The sequence below is a fragment of the Bacillus sp. FSL P4-0290 genome (assembly GCF_037975435.1).
GTDB classification, from domain to species: Bacteria; Bacillota; Bacilli; order Bacillales; family Bacillaceae; genus Bacillus; species Bacillus subtilis.
On the sequence record NZ_CP150253.1, the window covers coordinates 3876198 to 3894275 of the forward strand.

The following is an 18078-nucleotide window of genomic DNA, read 5'->3' on the forward strand; positions in this document are numbered from 1 at the left end:
GCTAGTCAGCCTCTCGTTCGGTTGCCGCATCGGGGTTCCGGTTCAGAAGGGTGATAAGCTCTGAGGCGGATACATCGGGGCGCTCGCCTGCTTTTTGATAGAGGGCCTTTATCGATTCATAGTCTTCCTTTGTATCAATGGTCAGCCGATATTGAGGGGCGCGAAATCGTTCCGGCGCCTCTAAAAACTGAACACGATAAAGAGCTGGATGATTCCTTATATATAACGTGACATGCTCCTGATATTGATCCTCCATATTCTGAATACGGCTGATGTCAATTAACAGGTTGGCGTTGACCACTTCGCCGCAAATCCCTAATGGGGCATTCAGGATATACGTATAATCCGATCCTTGATCAAAATGCGCCTTAATCATTACATCGAGCAGCTCCGGATCGACAAACGGATTATCACCCGTTAACCGGATGATGACTGACGGTTTAACAGCTTCTATGACCTTCACAAACCTATCGAGGACACGTTCTTCGCTCCCGCGGAAAACACGAAAGCCTTGTTTGATACAGTGCGCCTCTAATATGTCGTCAGTTTCTTTGTCAGACGTGGCGATGACAAGATTATCCCGATCCTTTTGGTAAAACGCGCTTTGCCGGACACGGTGAACGAGAATATCAAGTAAACGATTCGATCCGAGCGGCCGAAGCACTTTTCCCGGAAGCCTTGTTGAACCCATTCTTGCTTGAATGATAAAGAGAATATCATTCATGAAACGGGCTGTCCTTCAGTAAAATGTCATCCCAGACAATGCCTGTGTCGGCTGGAATGTCTCTTACAGCCCGAACACCGCTGGTCAGCAGTTCAAAAAATCTCGGGTGCAGCCCCTGCGGCTTTTGTCCGGGCCGAAGCACTGCGATATTGTCTTCACTAAAGGCTTCACCTTTTTGAATCGGAGCTGTTGTAAAAATGCCTCTGTATGCAAAATTTCTGATTTCTCCTTCGATGGAGGTTGTTGTTTTGTATGAACTGCCAAGCAGTTTTTCAGAGACCGGCTTTGTGATCCCCTGTTTCAGCTCAGCTTCCGTTTTCCTGATGCCATCGACCATTTCTTTCAATTCATCCGGATTTAATGCAAACGAGTGGTCGGCACCCGGCAGATCTTTATCGATCGTAAAATGCTTTTCTATCAGTTTTGCTCCGAGCCGAACCGCGGCACATGGCGCTTCTGTCGGATGCTCGCTATGATCGGAGAAGCCGATTACTGCCTCAGGAAAAGCGGCGGCAAGCATCGGAATGACGCTGAGGTTGCTGTACTCCGGCGGTGCTGGGTATTTCGCCACACAATGCATTATGGCAATTTGATTGTTTCCCTCTGCCCTGATGGTGCGCCAAGCTTCGTGAACATCAGAGATTTCAGCTCCGGCTGTCGAGAAAATCATCGGCCTGTTCAGCCGGGCGACATATTTGAGCAGCGGGAGATGGTTAATTTCATAGGATGCGATTTTAAAAGCGCTCGGCGAGGTAGACTGAAGCAGATCAGCTGACCCCTCGTCACATACCGTACTTAAAAAGATCACCTGCTTTTCGCGGCAGTAATCCAATAGCGGTAAAATCCACTCAGCAGGCATTTCCATAGATTGAACCAAAGAAAAAATAGAGACGTCCTTGCCCGCTGCCGTCTTGTACAAACCAGGATCTTTCTGGTACATCCTATCAGCTTGGAACATTTGAAATTTCACGGCATCCGCTCCCGCTTCCGCCGCGGCGTCTATCAGCGCAAAAGCCTGATCAAGCTTCCCGTCATGATTAATCCCCGCCTCAGCAATAATAAAAACAGGAGCGTCTTTGCCTACAGTTTTATTCGCGATCTGAAACGCTGCCATTATTTCGCCTCCTTGCCCGGCCAAATATGATAATAGTAATACGATTGTTCAGCGGTGAAGCCCATTCGTTCATAAAGGCGGATCGCCCTTACATTGTGAAGCTGCGTCCCCGCTGTTACCGTTCTATGCTTCTGGGTCTCCGGTTGTTCTATGAGATTCGCCAATAAATGAAATGCAATACGTTTTCCTTCAAATCCCGGCTTTACAGCCATCAAATCGAGAATGCATTCATCATCTCTTGATAAGCCCTGAAGATAGCCGATGACCTCGCCATCGTATTTAGCGACAATATTGACCGCCGCCCTTCCATTCAGATTGTTTCGTGTCCACTCCTGAAATATTTTGTTTGCTGCATCGCGGCTGAGATGAGGATCCTGAAAATATCTGCTTTTTGTAAACGAGTCTCGGGCCAGCTCACATATCGCTTCTGTGTCTCCGGGCTCAGGCGGGCCCAGTTCAAAAAATGGCGGTGTTTTGTCATAAAAAGACGGAGGCATCGCCAGCTTCAGCAAACTCCCGACAAAGTAAGAGGATGGCTGCTGTTGTATCACATGCGCGGCTCCGATATCTTCAGCCGGAACACGGACAAAGATAAAATCCGTTTCATCCATTTGGCGTACAGTATAAAAAGCTTCAAACAGCCTCTTTAGCTGCCCGGTACTATTTGCCGCAAGAAGTTTGACGTTCATGACTTTCTTCTGAAGCACCTTGCTTTCCCACAAAGAATCTTCGTAAAGCAATACGCCTTGGAGCCTGCTGTTTTCAAAAAGGCCGAGGGAAAATTGATACGGAACATCCAGTGTAAGCTTTCTGCTTTGGAGAAATTCCTCAATCGCCTCTTTGGAGACATTTTCTTTTACCGTATACACTTAATCAGCCCCTTTTACGATATCCCGCACAGCTTCAATGACATCATCTACATCGTCGTCAGACATTGATGGATAGAGCGGGAGAGAAAGGGTTCGTTTATAGTAATTCATGGCATTCGGAAAGTCCGCTTCCTTATATCCAAATTGCTTTTGATAATACGGATGAATGTGTACTGGAATAAAATGAACGCTAGTGCCGATATTGTATTCATCCTTTAAAGCCGTAATCATTTCGCTGCGCGTAACTCCGGCCTTTTTTTCATCAACTTGCAGAACATATAGATGCCAGGCGTGCCTGCCGTCATCATGGACAAACGGCGTGATCAGCCCAGGAATCTGCTGAAAAGCGGTTTGATAGCGGCCGGCAATCTCTTCTCTCCGTTTCTGCATATCATCCAGCCGTTTCAGCTGATGAAGTCCGAGGGCCGCCTGCAAATCAAACATATTCATCTTATAGCCGGGCGATTCGACTTCATAGTACCAGCTGCCATTTGAAGAATAACGGTTCCATGCGGCTTTACTCATGCCGTGAAGGCTTAGCACCCGGATCTTATCGGCAAGCTCCTCATCATCAGTCGTCAGCATGCCGCCTTCCCCTGTCGCGAGGTTTTTGGTGGCGTAAAAGCTGAATGCCGTTGCATCCCCGATAGAACCGATCATTCTTTGCTTATAAGTCGTATATACCGCATGTGCCGCATCCTCCAGCACGAATAAACCATGATTTTGGGCAATAGCCAATATTGCATCCATATCGCAGGACTGCCCGCCAAAGTGGACGGGCACAACTGCTTTCGTTCGCGGTGTGACGGCCGCCTCAAGCTTTACCGGGTCAATATTGAGCGTGTTTTCGTCAATATCCGCAAACACAGGCGTCGCTCCCGTATGAATAATCGTATTGGCAGTCGAGCTGAACGTAAGCGGAGAGGTAATGACCTCGTCCCCGGGCCCGATCCCTTTTGCTTTCAAAGCCAAAAATAAAGCTGCGGTACATGAATTTACCGCCACGGCGTGCTTCGCCCCGACAAATGCGGCAAACTCTTTTTCAAACTGCTGAACCTTCGGGCCTTTAGAGAGCCATCCCGATTCAAGCGTTTCTGTAACCTCCTGAATTTCTTCCTTACCGATTAACGGCAATGAGTAAGGGAGAAAATGATTTCTCTTTTGCACCATTTCTTTGCGCTCCTATCATTTTATTCAGTATCTTCCCGCCTGTAATCAACCCCTGTTTTGGCTTTCAGTTCCGCAAATAAAGCATTTGTTGATTCTGCCACCGGATAATTAGCCGCTATGAATGCCAGGCGCGCCTCTTCTGCTTTTTGCTGCACGTCGGGACTTCGAAGAACCTCAACCAAGGTGTGCGCCAGTTCATCCGGCTGGTCAAACATAAAATCGCCAAGAGACTCATAATACGGATACGAGCGATTTCCGGACGATTTTCCGATCAGCACAGGCTTTTGAAACAGCATGGCTTCAAGACCGACTGTCGAGGTCTGCGTCACTGCGGCATCAGCATACGGCAGCAAATCATAAAGCTCCAGCTCCTTTTTGATGACTCTGCATGCTTTATGTTTTTTCGCCGCCTCGTGATACAGATCAAGCTTGTTTTTTCCGATTTCCCACGGGTGGGGTTTGATAATGATTTGCAGCTGCTTCTGATCAGAAAGCCCCTGCAGCACACCGGAATAAAAGTCTTCTGAAAAGGGCTGAGTGGCAATGAGCACAATTTTTTTAGTCGGCTGAAAAGCAAGTTTTCGATAGAATATGGACATATCCATAGGCGTTCTGTTAAAAATCTGATCGAAGCGGGGATGTCCCGTTACGAGAATCTGCTCGGGTTTACAGCCTTTTCGTATGAACCACTCTGCTTCATACGCACCAAAAACAGCTTGATGGCTGGTAAAAACAGGAATGAAGGCTTCATCTCCCATCAATGCGCCATGCTGAAGACAAATGCTGACGGCCCCTTTTCTTTGACACATGAGAGCGAGCACCCTGCTGTAAATGTCTTCTGCCGTTCCGACAATAACAGCTGAAATCTTTTCCTGTTCAAACAGCGCATCAACTGTATCAATGGCCTCTATAAATAAAGGAATATCTTTGAAAAGCCGGTCGCGAAACGCTTGATCACCAAATGCCGGGTGATCATCATAAGGGGCGAGAAGCGAACAGGCTGTTTCGAGATACTGCTTCGAATCGCCTTTTTGGCATGAATCCGCAATCTCCCGCTTGCTAATTACAGGCAGATCACAATAATGCGGCAAACTCCATCTGGCCAAAACAGCCGTTTTTTCAGGATCAAATTGAAAGTAATTTTCGTTTGAAAAACGCAGGTAATCAAAGTGCAAAATGACTTTCCCTTTAACAGGTTTGTCATTTGTTTTAACGATGTTTTGGATTCTTTCTTCAAAAAACGGCTGAATCTGTCCCTCATCGATATGCTGATCCACCGATCCGAATAATTCCGGTTCTTCTTCCATCATCACCCTCAGCTCAGGGCTGATGTATTGATAAAAATTACTGATAAGCCCAAGCGGAATCCCTTTGTAGCGAAGTTTGTCAAAAAGCTCCACGTACTTCCGGTACAGCACCCAATAATTGCTTAAATAGGCCGACAAGCTCTCACCCCATTCCAAGCTTTTTTAATGATTCACGCAGCTCTCGGCAATTTCGCTGCGGAGGAAGGTTCCTGACAAATTCATTTTTTTCTGATTCAAACAGCTGAAAGTGAATCGATTGGTCGGTAATATAATTCAGGTCCAGCTCCTCATCCAGTGGGTAAAACGGATAAAAATGATTGACTCTCCAAAAGAACCGGGCATCTCCAATACGGTAAAACGCCGGGCTTTCATCCCAATAGGAGCCAAACTTCTCCTTTACCTTCTCAAGCACCGAATACCTGTGCATCACCGAGCAATGATCAATTGCGCACGGTGCGTTCCATGTCACTTGAGCGGCAGGCCTGACAGTTTCTTTTACAATGTCGCGATTCTCGTTTAAATGATAGGTTTTGGAGGCTGAGTAAATCACAGCCTTTTCAGAATGGGTATCGAGCTCCTGCACCATTTTCAGGAGGCGGTCCGGCATATAGATGTTGTCATCCGTCGCATAGGTGATATATTCACCCTCCGCCATCTCAATCGCCTGATTGATCAGTGCCGCGTATCTCGTTTTTTCTGTTCTTTCCTTCACTCCAGATACATCGCTTTGATAAAAACGCACTCGGTTATCATTCAAAAAAGGACGGATTACATTCAGCGTCTCTTCATTGGAGTTGTCATCCATAATAAACAATTCAAAATCTGAAAACGTTTGTGAGAGTATGCTAGAAATGGACTTTGCCACATAATCGCTTTTGTTATAGCTCGTCATAATGACTGATACTTTAGGCAAATCCTACACCTCCTTCTTGGAACTTCACACCTGAAACTATCGTTATCTTATGTTGCTTATGCTCAAGTTGCGCTAGGGATACAAACCAATATGCGAAAAGTTTGTGTATGTCTCTGAAAAACAGCGGCTGCCCAGAGCGAAATCTGATCGGTCCGCTGTTCTTTTTCAGCATAATCCAAGCATCAGCCTCATAAGGTGAAAGAGATAAAAATCGCACCAGCGACTAAGATCGTTTTCCATCGGAGGTGAGTCATCGCGGAGCGTTCACCTATACATCCAGAACATGTTTTGAATGGTTTTCATAAAAAGGAGGAACGATATGAAACCGAAAAAAAATCAATATCAGCAAATGCAGGCATTTGATAATATGCAGGGGTATCAGCCTCAGTTTGGCGCCAACCCGTACCCGCAGCAAGGCCAAGGCTCACAAATGCAGCCAATGGGGATGCAGCCAATGATGCCAATGCAGCAGGGACAGCAAGGACAACAAGGACAGCAGGGATTTGGATTCCCGGGCCAGCAGCAGGGCGGCGGTTTTCAAATTCCATCGGGGCCTACACCGTCAGGACCGGGCCAAAGCGTTCCCGGCATGCTGCCTGTTGAGGAATCTTACATCGAGAATATTTTGCGCCTGAATCGGGGAAAAACGGCCACCATTTATATGACATTTGAAAACAGCAAGGAATGGGGCTCGAAGATTTTTCGCGGCGTCATCGAAGCTGCAGGCCGGGATCACATTATTATCAGCGACCCGAAATCAGGAACACGCTACCTGCTCCTGACAATCTACCTCGATTACATTACATTTGATGAAGAAATTGCTTATACGTATCCATATTCCATGGCGTCCTATTCGCCAAGATAAGAAAAAAGCCAATCACTCATATGATGAGGATTGGCTTTTTTGATTATAGATATTTGACGGCTGCGACAACGATCATAATCCAAGAAATAATAAACGCCACACCGCCGAGCGGGGTGATCGCTCCAAGAATGGAGATTTGCGTCACACTTAGAATATATAAGCTTCCGGAAAACAGCACAATTCCCGCAAACATCAGCCAGCCGGCTGTCGTGACACTGCCTATGCCGGATAATTTATCAGCCAGAAACGCGACAACGAATAACCCAAGGGCGTGATACATATGATACTGCACGCCTGTGTGCCAAACCTGAAGATATTTATCAGGTATTTTCCCTTCTAATCCGTGAGCGCCGAATGCTCCGAGTCCCACGGCAAGCAGGGCGTTAATAGCCCCTAATATGATAAAAACTTTCATCTATCTCTCCCGCCTTTTCGTTAAACTCATATCATTTATCTTATCGCACCTGCACCAAAATTCAATGTTTGTTCTCCGTTGACACGAGATTGTCGGATTTTCTCCTGCGCCAAAGCTGGAACTGGTCAGCAGCTATTGCAGCAAGCGTCCCTAATACGAGCCCGTTGCTTAATAGAGAAATAAATACCGGATGCAATCCCTTTAACGCAGTTTCAGGAACAAACATGATACCGACCCCTGTCAGCAGTGAGATGCCGATGATAGACCGCACCCTTTTTGATTCTTCTTTCTCATACGAATCAAATTCGGCAAAGGCCAGACCGCCCATTGCGGAGAACACAACAAAATTCACCGCAAATCCAACGGGTGACGGCAGGCTCGCAAACGTATTCATAAAAAACGGGATTACGCTGATCACGATAACCAAAATACTGCCGAGCATAAACGGTTTTTTAGAAGGCATTTTGGTCGTTTCAATAAAACCCGCGGCTCCCGAAATCGGAACAGGCGCAATAGCTCCCGTCAAACCGCTAAGCAGATGGCTGAATGAAGCGGCAAAACCGGCATGGCGTTCATGATGCTTTCCATCAGGCTGTTTGCTGAATTTTTTCACGGCGATGTCCACAACCTTCATGCTCGCCAGCATATTCACAATCAGCAAGATGGTAATAAAAATAGAAGTGATGATCAGGCCGCTGTTAAATAACGGTGTCCCAAAAGGAAACAGGGAAGGCAGCTGAAACAGCCGGTCCGGCATTTCAATCGGCTTTGCCGCTCCGGCAGCCGCAAACAGCACCCACCCGCCGAACAAGGCGAATAAAATAGAATATTGCTTAAAAAACATGATGTTCGAATTTGTCATTATAAAAGCGGCAGCGATCACAACAAGCGCCAGGCCAAATACAAGACCGTCCACCCCGTCCTGTCGATAACCGATTCCGAGAATTCCTTTTATAATGGGCTGACTCAGCTGCATGACAAGAAGCAATAAATAGACGCCCGTTACAACCGGAGTAAACAATTTTGCAAGTCTGTCAATGACCTTGAAAACACTTAACAAAAAGAAACATACAGCGCTTACAAGAAGAGCTCCCTGCAAACCCCGCAGTGTGTCTCCATATGTCGCAAACACAGTTCCCGTCAGCCCTGCGTAAATCGTATACACTCCCCACCACAAGCCGGCTGGGCTTTCATTAATCGGCAGTCTGTGGCCTTTCAAACACTGAATGACGGCGGCAATTCCCAGTACAAAAAAAGTGCTTTGAATCAATCTTGCAGAATCTGAGTGATCCAGATGAAACGACTGGGCAACCGCCACCGGAACAACAATCGCCGCAGCAATGATAAACGCTGTCCATTGCAGCGCGCCAAGAACCAATTTCACGTAAGCTCAACCTCTCTCTTTAAAAATCAAATAAAGACTCTCCGTTTCCATCCTCTTCCTGCTTCTCTTTTTCTTGCTTTCGATATTTGTTTAATCCCGCGCTCCCCATCATTTTTTCCATCATCAGCTGGTCTGTCGATGGCGGCGCGGCAGGACTTGGCGTAACGCTCGGCTGTATGCGGGGCGCGCTCACGTTCTCCGGCTGATCAAGCACGACATCACACAGAGAACGGACAACCGCTACATAACGCTTCAGCTCCTCATCCCGTTCAGCCGTTTTTGCTTTTTTTAGCTCTTCTTCCATCTTTTGAATCAAAGCAGATATATGAATGTTCATGAAGTACCCTCCAAAAAAATAAATGTTGTCTTCCTGCATTTTATCAAATTCCTGCTGTAAACGCAGATATGAGTTTGTTATTTTTTCTGACAAACCTTTCACGATTGACAAGCAGAAGAGATTTTTCACATAATAAATCACCATACCTTACAAAAAGGAGAAACGGAATGAACAGCATCCCCTCTATCATCAGCAAGCATAAAGCCTATTTTGCGGCGGGACATACGAGACCGCTTGAATCGAGACTGAACATTTTGCGGAAGCTGAAACAAGCCGTCAGAACTCATGAAGCCGATCTCATAGCCGCTCTCTACCAGGATCTCCATAAATCCGAGCAAGAAGCATACTCAACAGAAATCGGAATCGTCTTGGAGGAAATCAGCTTTGTCATGAAACGGCTGAGAAAATGGTCCAAGCCGAAACGAGTCAAAACGCCGCTGACTCATCTAGGCTCCAAAAGCATCATCATTCCTGAGCCGTATGGAACCGTTTTGGTGATTGCGCCTTGGAACTATCCCTTGCAGCTGGCGCTTTCTCCGTTGATTGGAGCCATTGCGGCGGGGAACACGGTCGTTCTCAAGCCATCAGAATATACGCCGGCTGTTTCTGCTATTCTTTCCAAACTCATCAGCAGCGTTTTTCCAACCGATTATGTCGCTATGGCAGAAGGCGGGCCCGACGTCAGCACGGCATTATTACAGCAGCCCTTTGACTACATTTTCTTTACAGGCAGTGTAGCTGTAGGAAAAATCGTCATGGAGGCCGCCGCCAAACAATTAATTCCCGTAACCTTGGAGCTCGGCGGCAAAAGTCCCTGCATCGTCCATAAAGATGCTGACATTCAGCTTGCCGCCAAACGCATCGTCTTCGGGAAATTTACAAATGCGGGACAAACCTGCATCGCACCGGATTATTTATTTGTCCACGAGGACATCAAAACGAAGCTCACAGAAGAAATGAAGCGTGCGATCAGAGAATTTTACGGCCCTCAGCCGGAACGGAATCCGCAGTACGGCAAAATCGTCAGTGAACGGCACTATCAGCGGCTGCTCAGCTTTCTGAATGACGGCATCCCACTCACAGGCGGACAATCTGATCCCAATCATCACAAAATTGCGCCGACCATTCTCGAACAAGTGAGAGATGACTCTCCAGTGATGCAGGAGGAGATTTTCGGGCCGATTCTTCCGCTCTTTACATACCGCGATATCGGGGAAGTCATTGAAAAAGTCCAATCGCGCCCTAAGCCGCTCGCCCTATATCTCTTCACCACAAACAAAGAAATTGAGCGCGCTGTTTTAGGAAATCTGTCGTTTGGCGGGGGCTGTGTCAATGATACGTTAATGCATGTTGCGACGCCGTATTTGCCATTCGGCGGCGTCGGGGAAAGCGGCATCGGCAGCTATCACGGGTTTGACAGTTTTAACACATTCACGCACAAAAAAAGCGTCGTCAAACAAACGAACCGCTTCGACTTCGCATTTCGTTATCCTTCCTCCAAAAACGGGCTGCGAATGATTCGAAAAATACTCAAATAAAAAAGCGCAGATCACCTGCGCTTTTTACAAATCCTTAATACACCAATCAATCGGCGCCTCTCCCATTTTCTCCAAATAGGCATTCGCCCGGGAAAACGGTCTGCTCCCGAAAAATCCGTTTCTCGCAGAAAACGGGCTGGGATGCGTCGATTCAATGATAAAATGCTTGGACGTGTCGATCCGTTCTTTTTTCATTTGGGCATGCCGTCCCCACAAAATAAAAATAACCGGCCGCTCCCTTTCATTCAGCACGTCGATAATCCGGTCTGTCAGTCGCTCCCAGCCTTTCCCCTTATGGGAATTCGCCTGTCCGCGCCTTACTGTCAGCACAGTATTCAGCAAAAGAACGCCTTGCTTTGCCCAGCTGACAAGCGACCCGTGATTCGGGATGCTGCACCCGATGTCCTGCTGCAGTTCAAGAAAAATATTTTTTAACGAAGGCGGCTGCTTTACACCGGGCTTGACAGAGAAGCTTAAACCTTGAGCCTGTCCCGGCCCGTGATACGGATCTTGTCCCAGAATGACGACCTTGACATCATCATATGATGTATAATGCAGCGCATTGAAAATATCCCGGCTGTCCGGATAAATCGTTTGCTCCGCGTATTCCCGCTTCAGCATTTCTCTGAGCTCTTGATAATACGGTTTCTCAAACTCTTCCTTTAGCTGATTCCACCAGCTGTCTTGTAAAAGCTGTTTCAAGATTCAGGCCCCCTTACGAACGATGAAGTCTGGAATAGACAGGCTCGCCATCCCAAACCATTTCACTTTTTGCTTCCCGCCTCTTCATCTCAGGCTCTTCAAGCAGGACGGCAAAGTTTTTCGTCGGCAGCTCCCCGAGTCCGTGCTTTTCACTTAAACGATCCAAATATTGCTTCCGCTTGGCGCCAAGGTCCGCAGACTGATTGTCTCCCGCGTCACTGAAGGCATAAATCACACTGGCGCAAGGGACACGCTTCACCCGGTAATCCTTGGCTGCGCGCAGATAAAAATCCCAATCCCAGTAATTGTGCACATCAGCATCGAAATACCCGATTTCATCATGCAGAAAACGTCTGTACATGCTGCCCGACGGCACGTATGTAGAGAACACTCTCATATCCTCATAGTCAGCGGTATAAGCAAACAATTTCCGTGACACTGGATACCTTGTTCCGTTTTTCTCTTCAAACGAAACTATTTCCGCATCAGAATGAACGAAGTCTGCCGTTTCTATTTCCTTTGCCATTTTCTCGATATGCCCTGGCGTAAAGAAATCATCGTCATCACACAGCATAATGCAATCGCCAGACGCCTCTTTTACACCGGCATTTCTCGCAGCCACATGCCCCGAGTTCTTTTCTAAATTGATGACAGCAATCGGCAGCTCCGGATACAGTGCTTTGACTGGCACGACCGATTCCCCGGCATCATTCACAATAATAATTTCATACGGCTTCAAGGTCTGGCGGGAAATCGACTCCAGAAGCTCACACAAAGCCGGAATCCGATTATAGGTCACAATTACGATAGAAATCTTCATGATGCTCTCCTTCTCATTTTCATAGTCATGTACTATTAAAACATATATTGGACGGGAGATCAGTGGGAATATCCTACTGAAACGGCATACTACAATGATAGAAACAGCAAAGTGGCTCCGATCAGAAGCACCATGATCAGCATCAGATTTCCAAAGACATGAAAGAGATCTTTCAGGCGGACGCCATTCGGAAGGATAAGACGCCACAGCTTAGATTGATAGACCGGCAGCAGCACCAGTGCATAAGAAAGACACAAAAATGTAAAAGCCGGCGGAACAAAAGCACAGCCTGTATCGTCCCAATTCATCATGATGTCTTTCATACTAGATCCATCCAATAAAATCAAAGATATCATGAGGGCCAGCACCACAAAGGACCCCAATTGAACCTCAAACAGGCGCATTTTCTGGTTATATGCAAATCGGACCGCCCAAAACCAGACATAAGCATATGAACATAACAGCGTAAGAATGGCACCTGCTGTAAAGACGACATCAGGCAGCCAATCAAGCAGAAAAACAAAAGGCAAGCTGGCTGCCATAGCCAAGAGCATGCAGCCACCAGTAAACAAAAATACTGCCCCATGAGCTACAAAACCATATAAACAAGAGCTAATCCTCACGACATACACATCCTTTACATAGAAATTCTATGTATATACCTAAAAAATCAGGCAAGCTGACGCCTGCCAATATAACAGCCCATTCGGCCAAATAACGGAAATAACAGCGTTGCAATAGCACAAGTTCCAACAAACCAAGGTGTCAACAAGGATTGAAACAGCGCAGCAGGAATTACATTGAATAGAAAAACAAGCATAAAAATGACGTTTGGCACCATTGAGATCAGAATCGTATGTAGAACAAGCTTTTCTCCGCGTTTTCCAAACTCCTTCACGCCTTGATACCCAATCAGCACCCAGTAGATCATATATGCAGCTAAGATCAGCCAAACAGAAACAGAAATGCCTTTCCATACTGCTTGAACAAACGGTGATTCAAGCCATACATGCATTATTGTAATCGCAATGCCGACAGCGAATAGGGCACTGTTACAGAAAAGATGGAACATCAAAAACGCACGGAACGTTACTGGCTGTATTTTCTTAAACGAAGAAACAATGTCAGTTGGTGTTCCAAACGCCTGCAATAAAGTCTGCATAGCTTCCTCCTCACTCTTTCCTTCCTGAAAAGAGCAAAACAGATGATGTTCAATATGGCTCTCAATCTCTTCTATCATTGCCTCGCCTTCAGGAAGCCCTTTAAGCCCGCTTTTGATTTCGGATACATATGTTTCTTTATCCATTTTGTCCGCTCCACTTCAGTATTCGGTCCATCATGGCTGAAAATACGCTCCATTCCTTCGTGCGTTCCGCCAGCACTTCTTTGCCTTCGTCTGTAATCCGGTAATATTTGCGGTCCGGTCCTTTCTCCTGCTTCTCCCAGTAGGAAGAAATATATCCTTGGCGTTCAAGCTTGTGAAGAGAAGGATACAAGGTCCCTTCTTTCATCTGCAGCTCGTTTCCGCTGCGGCTTCCCATTTCTTTTACAAGCTCATAGCCGTACATCGGCCGCTCGTTCAGAAGCGTCAATACCAATATAACCGTGCTTCCCTTAACCAGCTCACGATTTAACATCTCAAAACCCCTACCTAGTTTTCTTATGTAGCATTTTACGAAAGCCCGTTGAGATTGTCAAATGATTCCTATAGATCTTCTATATTGTGATACAGAGAAAATCTAACTATAATGAAAGACAAAACATGATGGAGGTTCAAGACATGTCTATGCACAAAGCACTCACCATTGCCGGCTCAGATTCCAGCGGCGGTGCTGGGATTCAAGCTGATTTAAAAACATTTCAAGAAAAAAACGTATACGGGATGACCGCCTTAACGGTGATCGTTGCGATGGACCCAAACAACAGCTGGGACCATCAGGTATTCCCGATCGATACTGATACAATCCGCGCCCAGCTTGCAACAATTACGGACGGCATCGGTGTGGACGCCATGAAAACAGGAATGCTGCCAACCGTTGATATTATCGAGCTTGCAGCAAAAACGATCAAAGAAAAACAATTAAAAAATGTGGTAATTGACCCGGTTATGGTTTGCAAAGGTGCTAATGAAGTCCTTTATCCGGAGCACGCCCAAGCCCTGCGTGAGCAATTGGCTCCGCTAGCCACTGTCATTACGCCAAACTTGTTTGAAGCCAGCCAGCTCAGCGGCATGGATGAACTAAAAACAGTTGACGATATGATCGAAGCCGCGAAAAAAATTCACGCACTCGGCGCTCAATATGTCGTCATTACAGGCGGAGGCAAACTCAAACATGAGAAAGCCGTTGATGTTCTCTATGACGGAGAAACAGCGGAAGTCCTTGAAAGCGAAATGATCGATACGCCTTATACACATGGCGCAGGCTGTACGTTCTCAGCAGCCGTGACAGCGGAGCTCGCCAAAGGTGCGGAAGTCAAAGAAGCCATTTACGCAGCGAAAGAATTCATCACAGCGGCCATTAAAGAATCCTTCCCGCTAAACCAGTATGTTGGTCCTACGAAGCATTCTGCACTGCGCCTGAATCAACAATCATAAACAAAAGGGGCTGCCTTACAAAGAGGCAGCCCTTTTTAAATCACCGAAGACTTTTCACAGAAAAAACTGCCGATCCCATCGGCAGCCTGTTTATTTGATTTTTAAATTGTTTGCAGATTTCCTCAAAAATGTTTCTATCGACTGAACAAAAAGTGCATATTCCTTCATTTGTTCATATGCCCGCGTGAGAATTTCCGCCGTTTCACTGTGCGGCGTTGTTCCGCCAAGCATTTTTTTCAGCTGAAGCAGCACATCCTTATATTCTTCCCGCTTATCTTCAACTTGGTTAGCAGCCTTTTCCAAACATTCCGGTGTTATCTTCTGTTCATGTATATTCAAGAAAACAACTCCTTTTACAGAAAAAAATAGTAGGTTATCGTTGAAGAATAGCACAGATGGCTCAGATTTCACATAAGAAAATAGAAGGATTTTCTACATAAGTGTCCAAATTCCGACATTCATTTCAGATTTCCCGGTCGAACTGGCTGTTACTTCATGATTTCCCGGGAAAGGAAAATATCTCGCACTAAAGACCTCTTCTCCGTTATTGATAAAGATTTCCACAGATGACGCGTCGAAAAACATGTGTACGGTATGCAAGTCCTTGATGCGGCAATGTCTCGCTTCTGTTCTTTTTCCGTCAAAGCTCGTTCGTTCCAGCGTAACAATCCCCTCGTCTTTATGGAAGGAAAACGTAGCCGTTCCGCGGATACTGATTGAAAAGCCAGACTCCGTATGAATGTCTTCCAGCAGAATCTCAGCTCTTTCAGGTTTTTCCACTGGAAGTGTACCAGATGATCCATGCATGTTGATGTGTATTTTTTTCTCATTTCTGCGCATGGCTTTTAGCTCAGGCAGCGGCTGCTGAATCAGCTTCTGGCCTGAAAGCGTCAGCTGTCTCGGCAGCGTCATGCAGTGAATCCAGTGATAGTCAATCGTCGGATGAGATCCTTCATCCTGGTCAGGCACAGCCATCCATGCAAACAAAATCCGTCTGCCCTGATCATCTTCAAGTGTTTGCGGCGCGTAAAAATCAAAACCTTGATCAAGTTCCCTAAAATCACCATGCTTCAGTTCAGGCTTGTTATAATCGAGACGCCCGACAAAATAACCTGACTGGTATACGTTCTGATAAAGGAAACCGTCAGCCTCAAGCCCTTGAGGCGAAACAATCAGCACGTCCGATCCTTGAAGGGAAAACAAATCAGGGCATTCCCACATGTATCCAAAATCGTCCAGCCCGTTGAAGCCTGCGCCGGTTATCGGGCCAAGAAATCTCCACTCTATCAGGTTATCAGAAGCAAACAATACAGCCTGCCCTTTCAAATTCTCTGTTTGCGCACCAATCACCATATACCATGTGCCTTCATGCTCCCATACCTTCGGATCGCGAAAATGCGCCGTATATCCTTCCGGAAGGCGGGCGACGACACCCTTTTTCTCAAAGGACAGCCCGTCGTCAGAAACAGCAAGGCATTGATACGTTTCCCGATTTCCATCCTGATCCCTGACATTTCCTGTGTAAAACAGATAGAGCCGATCGTCTTTCGTGACAGCGCTGCCCGAGTAGCAGCCGTTTTTATCAAACCAATCACTCGGAGCCAGCGCAATCTCTTCCCGCTTCCAATTCACAACATCCTGTGTCGTATAATGCCCCCAAAATTTTGCGCCGTGCCCCGTCTGAAACGGCTGCCACTGAAAGAATACATGATAGCTGCCCTTCCAATAAATCACGCCATTCGGGTCATTCAGCAGCCCAACCGGCGGCATGATGTGAAAATGCTGGCGGTGCGGATCGCTGTTAGCGATGGGCTCTTTTTTCTCCACTTCTTCATAAGCCCGGCGACGAAGCTCCTGGTCATGTGCTGTCATTTTTTCCTCTCCTCATCCTCATTAATCTTCATGACAAATGCTGCAATGAACGCTGACACTGCCGCAATCGCCATGCCAATCAGATAGTTGATCAAGTTGCCCATGCCAAACGGCGCAGCAATGGCGATCATCGGAATTCCCGTTAACCCGTAAGCGTTTGCAGCTACATGTGTAAAGACGACATATGCCCCACCCAATGCGCCTCCGATCATCGCGGCGATAAACGGTTTTCGGTAGCGAAGATTGACTCCGAATATGACGGGCTCAGTAATGCCGAGAAAAGCGGAAAATGCTGCCGGAAGCGCGATTTCTTTTGTCTTTGCCTTTTTCGCCATAAAGAAGACGGCAAGACCTGCCCCGCCCTGTGCGACATTCGCCATTGACCAGATCGGCAGCAAGTAGTTTTTGCCTATATCTGCAATAAGCCCCGCCTCAATCGCATGGAAGCTGTGATGAACACCTGTCAGCACGATGAGTGAATACGTGCCCCCGAAAATCAAACCTGCCACAAAACCGGCATGGTCATATACATAAGTTAAAGCAACCGTAATGCCGGAGCCAAGCGCTCTGCCCAGAGGGCCAATCGCGATAAAAGCAACAAACCCGGTGACAATTACAGTAACAAAAGGTGTAACAAGCAAGTCTACCGCATGCGGAACCACTTTTCTTGTCCATTTCTCTACCTTGCTCATTACATAAACTGCCAGCAGAACAGGGATGACAGTTCCCTGATAGCCGAGAAGCGCGATATCAAATCCGAAAAGATGCATATAATCAGGTGTCGCTTCAGCCAAACCCCATGGATTCAAAAGGTTTGGATGAATCATGATTCCCCCAATGACCGCTCCCAAGTACGGGTTGCTGCCAAATTCTTTTGAAGCGCTTACTCCGATTAGAATCGGCAAGAAAATAAATGCTGCACTTGAAAACATATCAAGCAGCTGCAACAGCGCAGAATCCTTGCTCATCCAATGAAACGCATTGATCATACCCAGCAATCCCATTAACAGGCCGCTGGCCACAATAGCCGGGATAATTGGGACAAAAATATTAGAAAGCGTTTTCGCAAATCTCGCAGCGGGATTCAGCTTTTCTTTTGCCGCATCCTGATGATTGACGTGTTCCTCACGCTCAATATCAGCTTCTTTAGAAAAAGCATCGAATACTTTATTCACAAGGCCTGTTCCGAAAATGATCTGGTACTGGCCAGAGCTGCTGAAAGCCCCTTTAACGCCATCAAGCTCTTCTACTTGTGCTTGATCTATCTTTGATTCATCTTTCATCACTAAACGCAGTCTTGTTGCACAATGAGCCGCGCTGATGATATTTTCTTTCCCTCCGAGAAGCTCAATGAGGCGTTTTGCAGTCTCTTTGTAATCCATCTATTTCTCCCCCTTTTATTTAAACAAAAAAGACCTAAAATTCGCCAACGAATAAAGGACACAGCGATCC

Annotated in this window: 20 protein-coding genes; 3 read left to right on the forward strand and 17 right to left on the reverse strand. The window is 46.6% G+C overall.

The features are described from left to right. Position 1: 1 nt before the first annotated feature. From MKY10_RS20295 to spsA, 6 genes are read right to left on the reverse strand one after another with little or no spacing between them, the layout of a single operon-like run. Positions 2-724, reverse strand: coding sequence for a spore coat polysaccharide biosynthesis protein SpsF (locus tag MKY10_RS20295; RefSeq protein ID WP_014481245.1), 723 nt, complete (start codon positions 722-724; stop codon positions 2-4). Continuing rightward, the gene (locus tag MKY10_RS20300) at positions 717-1838 is read right to left on the reverse strand and encodes an N-acetylneuraminate synthase family protein (RefSeq protein ID WP_031601100.1); all 1122 of its coding nucleotides are present in this window, start codon (positions 1836-1838) and stop codon (positions 717-719) included. The genes MKY10_RS20295 and MKY10_RS20300 overlap by 8 nt, the downstream gene beginning before the upstream one ends. Continuing rightward, complete coding sequence (locus MKY10_RS20305) at positions 1838-2707, reverse strand: GNAT family N-acetyltransferase (protein ID WP_048654796.1); 870 nt, start codon at positions 2705-2707, stop codon at positions 1838-1840. Before MKY10_RS20305 ends, MKY10_RS20300 begins: the two co-directional genes overlap by 1 nt. Continuing rightward, positions 2708-3877, reverse strand: coding sequence for a DegT/DnrJ/EryC1/StrS family aminotransferase (locus MKY10_RS20310; RefSeq protein ID WP_048654797.1), 1170 nt, complete (start codon positions 3875-3877; stop codon positions 2708-2710). Positions 3878-3897: 20 nt separating this feature from the next. Beyond that, the gene (locus MKY10_RS20315) at positions 3898-5322 is read right to left on the reverse strand and encodes a CDP-glycerol glycerophosphotransferase family protein (RefSeq protein ID WP_046160971.1); all 1425 of its coding nucleotides are present in this window, start codon (positions 5320-5322) and stop codon (positions 3898-3900) included. Between the two features lie 4 nt (positions 5323-5326). Continuing rightward, positions 5327-6097, reverse strand: a complete 771-nt coding sequence (gene spsA, locus MKY10_RS20320; RefSeq protein WP_014481251.1) for a spore coat dTDP-glycosyltransferase SpsA — start codon at positions 6095-6097, stop codon at positions 5327-5329. 319 nt (positions 6098-6416) lie between these two features. Between spsA and gerQ the strand changes: the two genes are divergently transcribed. Next, the gene (gene gerQ / locus MKY10_RS20325) at positions 6417-6962 is read left to right on the forward strand and encodes a spore coat protein GerQ (RefSeq protein WP_014481253.1); all 546 of its coding nucleotides are present in this window, start codon (positions 6417-6419) and stop codon (positions 6960-6962) included. Positions 6963-7005: 43 nt separating this feature from the next. Here gerQ and MKY10_RS20330 read toward each other — a convergent pair whose 3' ends face one another. The 3 genes from MKY10_RS20330 to MKY10_RS20340 all read right to left on the reverse strand — a co-directional run bounded on the left by MKY10_RS20330 (position 7006) and on the right by MKY10_RS20340 (position 9098). Then, positions 7006-7377: a DUF423 domain-containing protein gene (locus MKY10_RS20330; RefSeq protein ID WP_003227446.1), complete on the reverse strand. Its 372-nt coding sequence runs from the start codon at positions 7375-7377 to the stop codon at positions 7006-7008. Positions 7378-7438: 61 nt separating this feature from the next. Next, positions 7439-8761 carry a purine/pyrimidine permease gene (locus MKY10_RS20335; protein WP_014481254.1) on the reverse strand — a complete coding sequence of 441 codons (1323 nt, stop codon included), beginning with the start codon at positions 8759-8761 and terminating at the stop codon, positions 7439-7441. Positions 8762-8780: 19 nt separating this feature from the next. Further along, on the reverse strand, positions 8781-9098 hold the full coding sequence (locus MKY10_RS20340; RefSeq protein WP_041351304.1) for a YwdI family protein: 318 nt from the start codon (positions 9096-9098) through the stop codon (positions 8781-8783). 167 nt (positions 9099-9265) lie between these two features. Between MKY10_RS20340 and MKY10_RS20345 the strand changes: the two genes are divergently transcribed. Beyond that, the gene (locus MKY10_RS20345) at positions 9266-10636 is read left to right on the forward strand and encodes an aldehyde dehydrogenase (RefSeq protein WP_048654798.1); all 1371 of its coding nucleotides are present in this window, start codon (positions 9266-9268) and stop codon (positions 10634-10636) included. 24 nt (positions 10637-10660) lie between these two features. Here MKY10_RS20345 and MKY10_RS20350 read toward each other — a convergent pair whose 3' ends face one another. The 5 genes from MKY10_RS20350 to MKY10_RS20370 all read right to left on the reverse strand — a co-directional run bounded on the left by MKY10_RS20350 (position 10661) and on the right by MKY10_RS20370 (position 13795). After that, positions 10661-11338 (reverse strand): uracil-DNA glycosylase, encoded by a 678-nt coding sequence (locus MKY10_RS20350; protein WP_014478341.1) that lies wholly within the window; start codon positions 11336-11338, stop codon positions 10661-10663. 13 nt (positions 11339-11351) lie between these two features. Beyond that, complete coding sequence (locus tag MKY10_RS20355; protein ID WP_015250953.1) at positions 11352-12158, reverse strand: glycosyltransferase family 2 protein; 807 nt, start codon at positions 12156-12158, stop codon at positions 11352-11354. Positions 12159-12247: 89 nt separating this feature from the next. Next, on the reverse strand, positions 12248-12781 hold the full coding sequence (locus tag MKY10_RS20360; RefSeq protein ID WP_048654799.1) for a hypothetical protein: 534 nt from the start codon (positions 12779-12781) through the stop codon (positions 12248-12250). 47 nt (positions 12782-12828) lie between these two features. Next, positions 12829-13464, reverse strand: coding sequence for a permease prefix domain 1-containing protein (locus MKY10_RS20365; protein ID WP_048654800.1), 636 nt, complete (start codon positions 13462-13464; stop codon positions 12829-12831). Further along, positions 13457-13795: a PadR family transcriptional regulator gene (locus MKY10_RS20370; protein WP_003227432.1), complete on the reverse strand. Its 339-nt coding sequence runs from the start codon at positions 13793-13795 to the stop codon at positions 13457-13459. Before MKY10_RS20370 ends, MKY10_RS20365 begins: the two co-directional genes overlap by 8 nt. Before the next feature lie 143 nt (positions 13796-13938). On the opposite strand from MKY10_RS20370, the gene MKY10_RS20375 reads away from it, so the two are divergent. Continuing rightward, a complete protein-coding gene (locus MKY10_RS20375) occupies positions 13939-14754 on the forward strand; it encodes a bifunctional hydroxymethylpyrimidine kinase/phosphomethylpyrimidine kinase (RefSeq protein ID WP_014665830.1) in 816 nt (271 codons plus the stop codon). Between the two features lie 90 nt (positions 14755-14844). On the opposite strand, the gene MKY10_RS20380 is transcribed toward MKY10_RS20375, so the two are convergent. From MKY10_RS20380 to scrA, 3 genes are all read right to left on the reverse strand, one after another. Further along, the gene (locus MKY10_RS20380; protein ID WP_003243437.1) at positions 14845-15093 is read right to left on the reverse strand and encodes a hypothetical protein; all 249 of its coding nucleotides are present in this window, start codon (positions 15091-15093) and stop codon (positions 14845-14847) included. A gap of 93 nt (positions 15094-15186) precedes the next feature. Then, positions 15187-16626: a sucrose-6-phosphate hydrolase gene (gene sacA / locus MKY10_RS20385; protein WP_015250950.1), complete on the reverse strand. Its 1440-nt coding sequence runs from the start codon at positions 16624-16626 to the stop codon at positions 15187-15189. Next, entirely contained in the window at positions 16623-18008 is a 1386-nt protein-coding gene (gene scrA, locus MKY10_RS20390) for a PTS system sucrose transporter subunit IIBC (RefSeq protein WP_015250949.1), read from the reverse strand. Before scrA ends, sacA begins: the two co-directional genes overlap by 4 nt. Positions 18009-18078: the final 70 nt, after the last annotated feature.

What these genes read in the sequence shown, in the direction of transcription:
- MKY10_RS20295 (WP_014481245.1), bottom strand. Translation starts at nt 724, where the DNA reads ATGAATGATATTCTCTTTATCATTCAAGCAAGAATGGGTTCAACAAGG.
- sacA (WP_015250950.1), bottom strand. Translation starts at nt 16,626, where the DNA reads ATGACAGCACATGACCAGGAGCTTCGTCGCCGGGCTTATGAAGAAGTG.
- MKY10_RS20365 (WP_048654800.1), bottom strand. Translation starts at nt 13,464, where the DNA reads ATGGATAAAGAAACATATGTATCCGAAATCAAAAGCGGGCTTAAAGGG.
- MKY10_RS20340 (WP_041351304.1), bottom strand. Translation starts at nt 9,098, where the DNA reads ATGAACATTCATATATCTGCTTTGATTCAAAAGATGGAAGAAGAGCTA.
- MKY10_RS20370 (WP_003227432.1), bottom strand. Translation starts at nt 13,795, where the DNA reads ATGTTAAATCGTGAGCTGGTTAAGGGAAGCACGGTTATATTGGTATTG.
- MKY10_RS20345 (WP_048654798.1), top strand. Translation starts at nt 9,266, where the DNA reads ATGAACAGCATCCCCTCTATCATCAGCAAGCATAAAGCCTATTTTGCG.
- MKY10_RS20355 (WP_015250953.1), bottom strand. Translation starts at nt 12,158, where the DNA reads ATGAAGATTTCTATCGTAATTGTGACCTATAATCGGATTCCGGCTTTG.
- MKY10_RS20330 (WP_003227446.1), bottom strand. Translation starts at nt 7,377, where the DNA reads ATGAAAGTTTTTATCATATTAGGGGCTATTAACGCCCTGCTTGCCGTG.
- MKY10_RS20300 (WP_031601100.1), bottom strand. Translation starts at nt 1,838, where the DNA reads ATGGCAGCGTTTCAGATCGCGAATAAAACTGTAGGCAAAGACGCTCCT.
- scrA (WP_015250949.1), bottom strand. Translation starts at nt 18,008, where the DNA reads ATGGATTACAAAGAGACTGCAAAACGCCTCATTGAGCTTCTCGGAGGG.
- MKY10_RS20310 (WP_048654797.1), bottom strand. Translation starts at nt 3,877, where the DNA reads ATGGTGCAAAAGAGAAATCATTTTCTCCCTTACTCATTGCCGTTAATC.
- gerQ (WP_014481253.1), top strand. Translation starts at nt 6,417, where the DNA reads ATGAAACCGAAAAAAAATCAATATCAGCAAATGCAGGCATTTGATAAT.
- MKY10_RS20375 (WP_014665830.1), top strand. Translation starts at nt 13,939, where the DNA reads ATGTCTATGCACAAAGCACTCACCATTGCCGGCTCAGATTCCAGCGGC.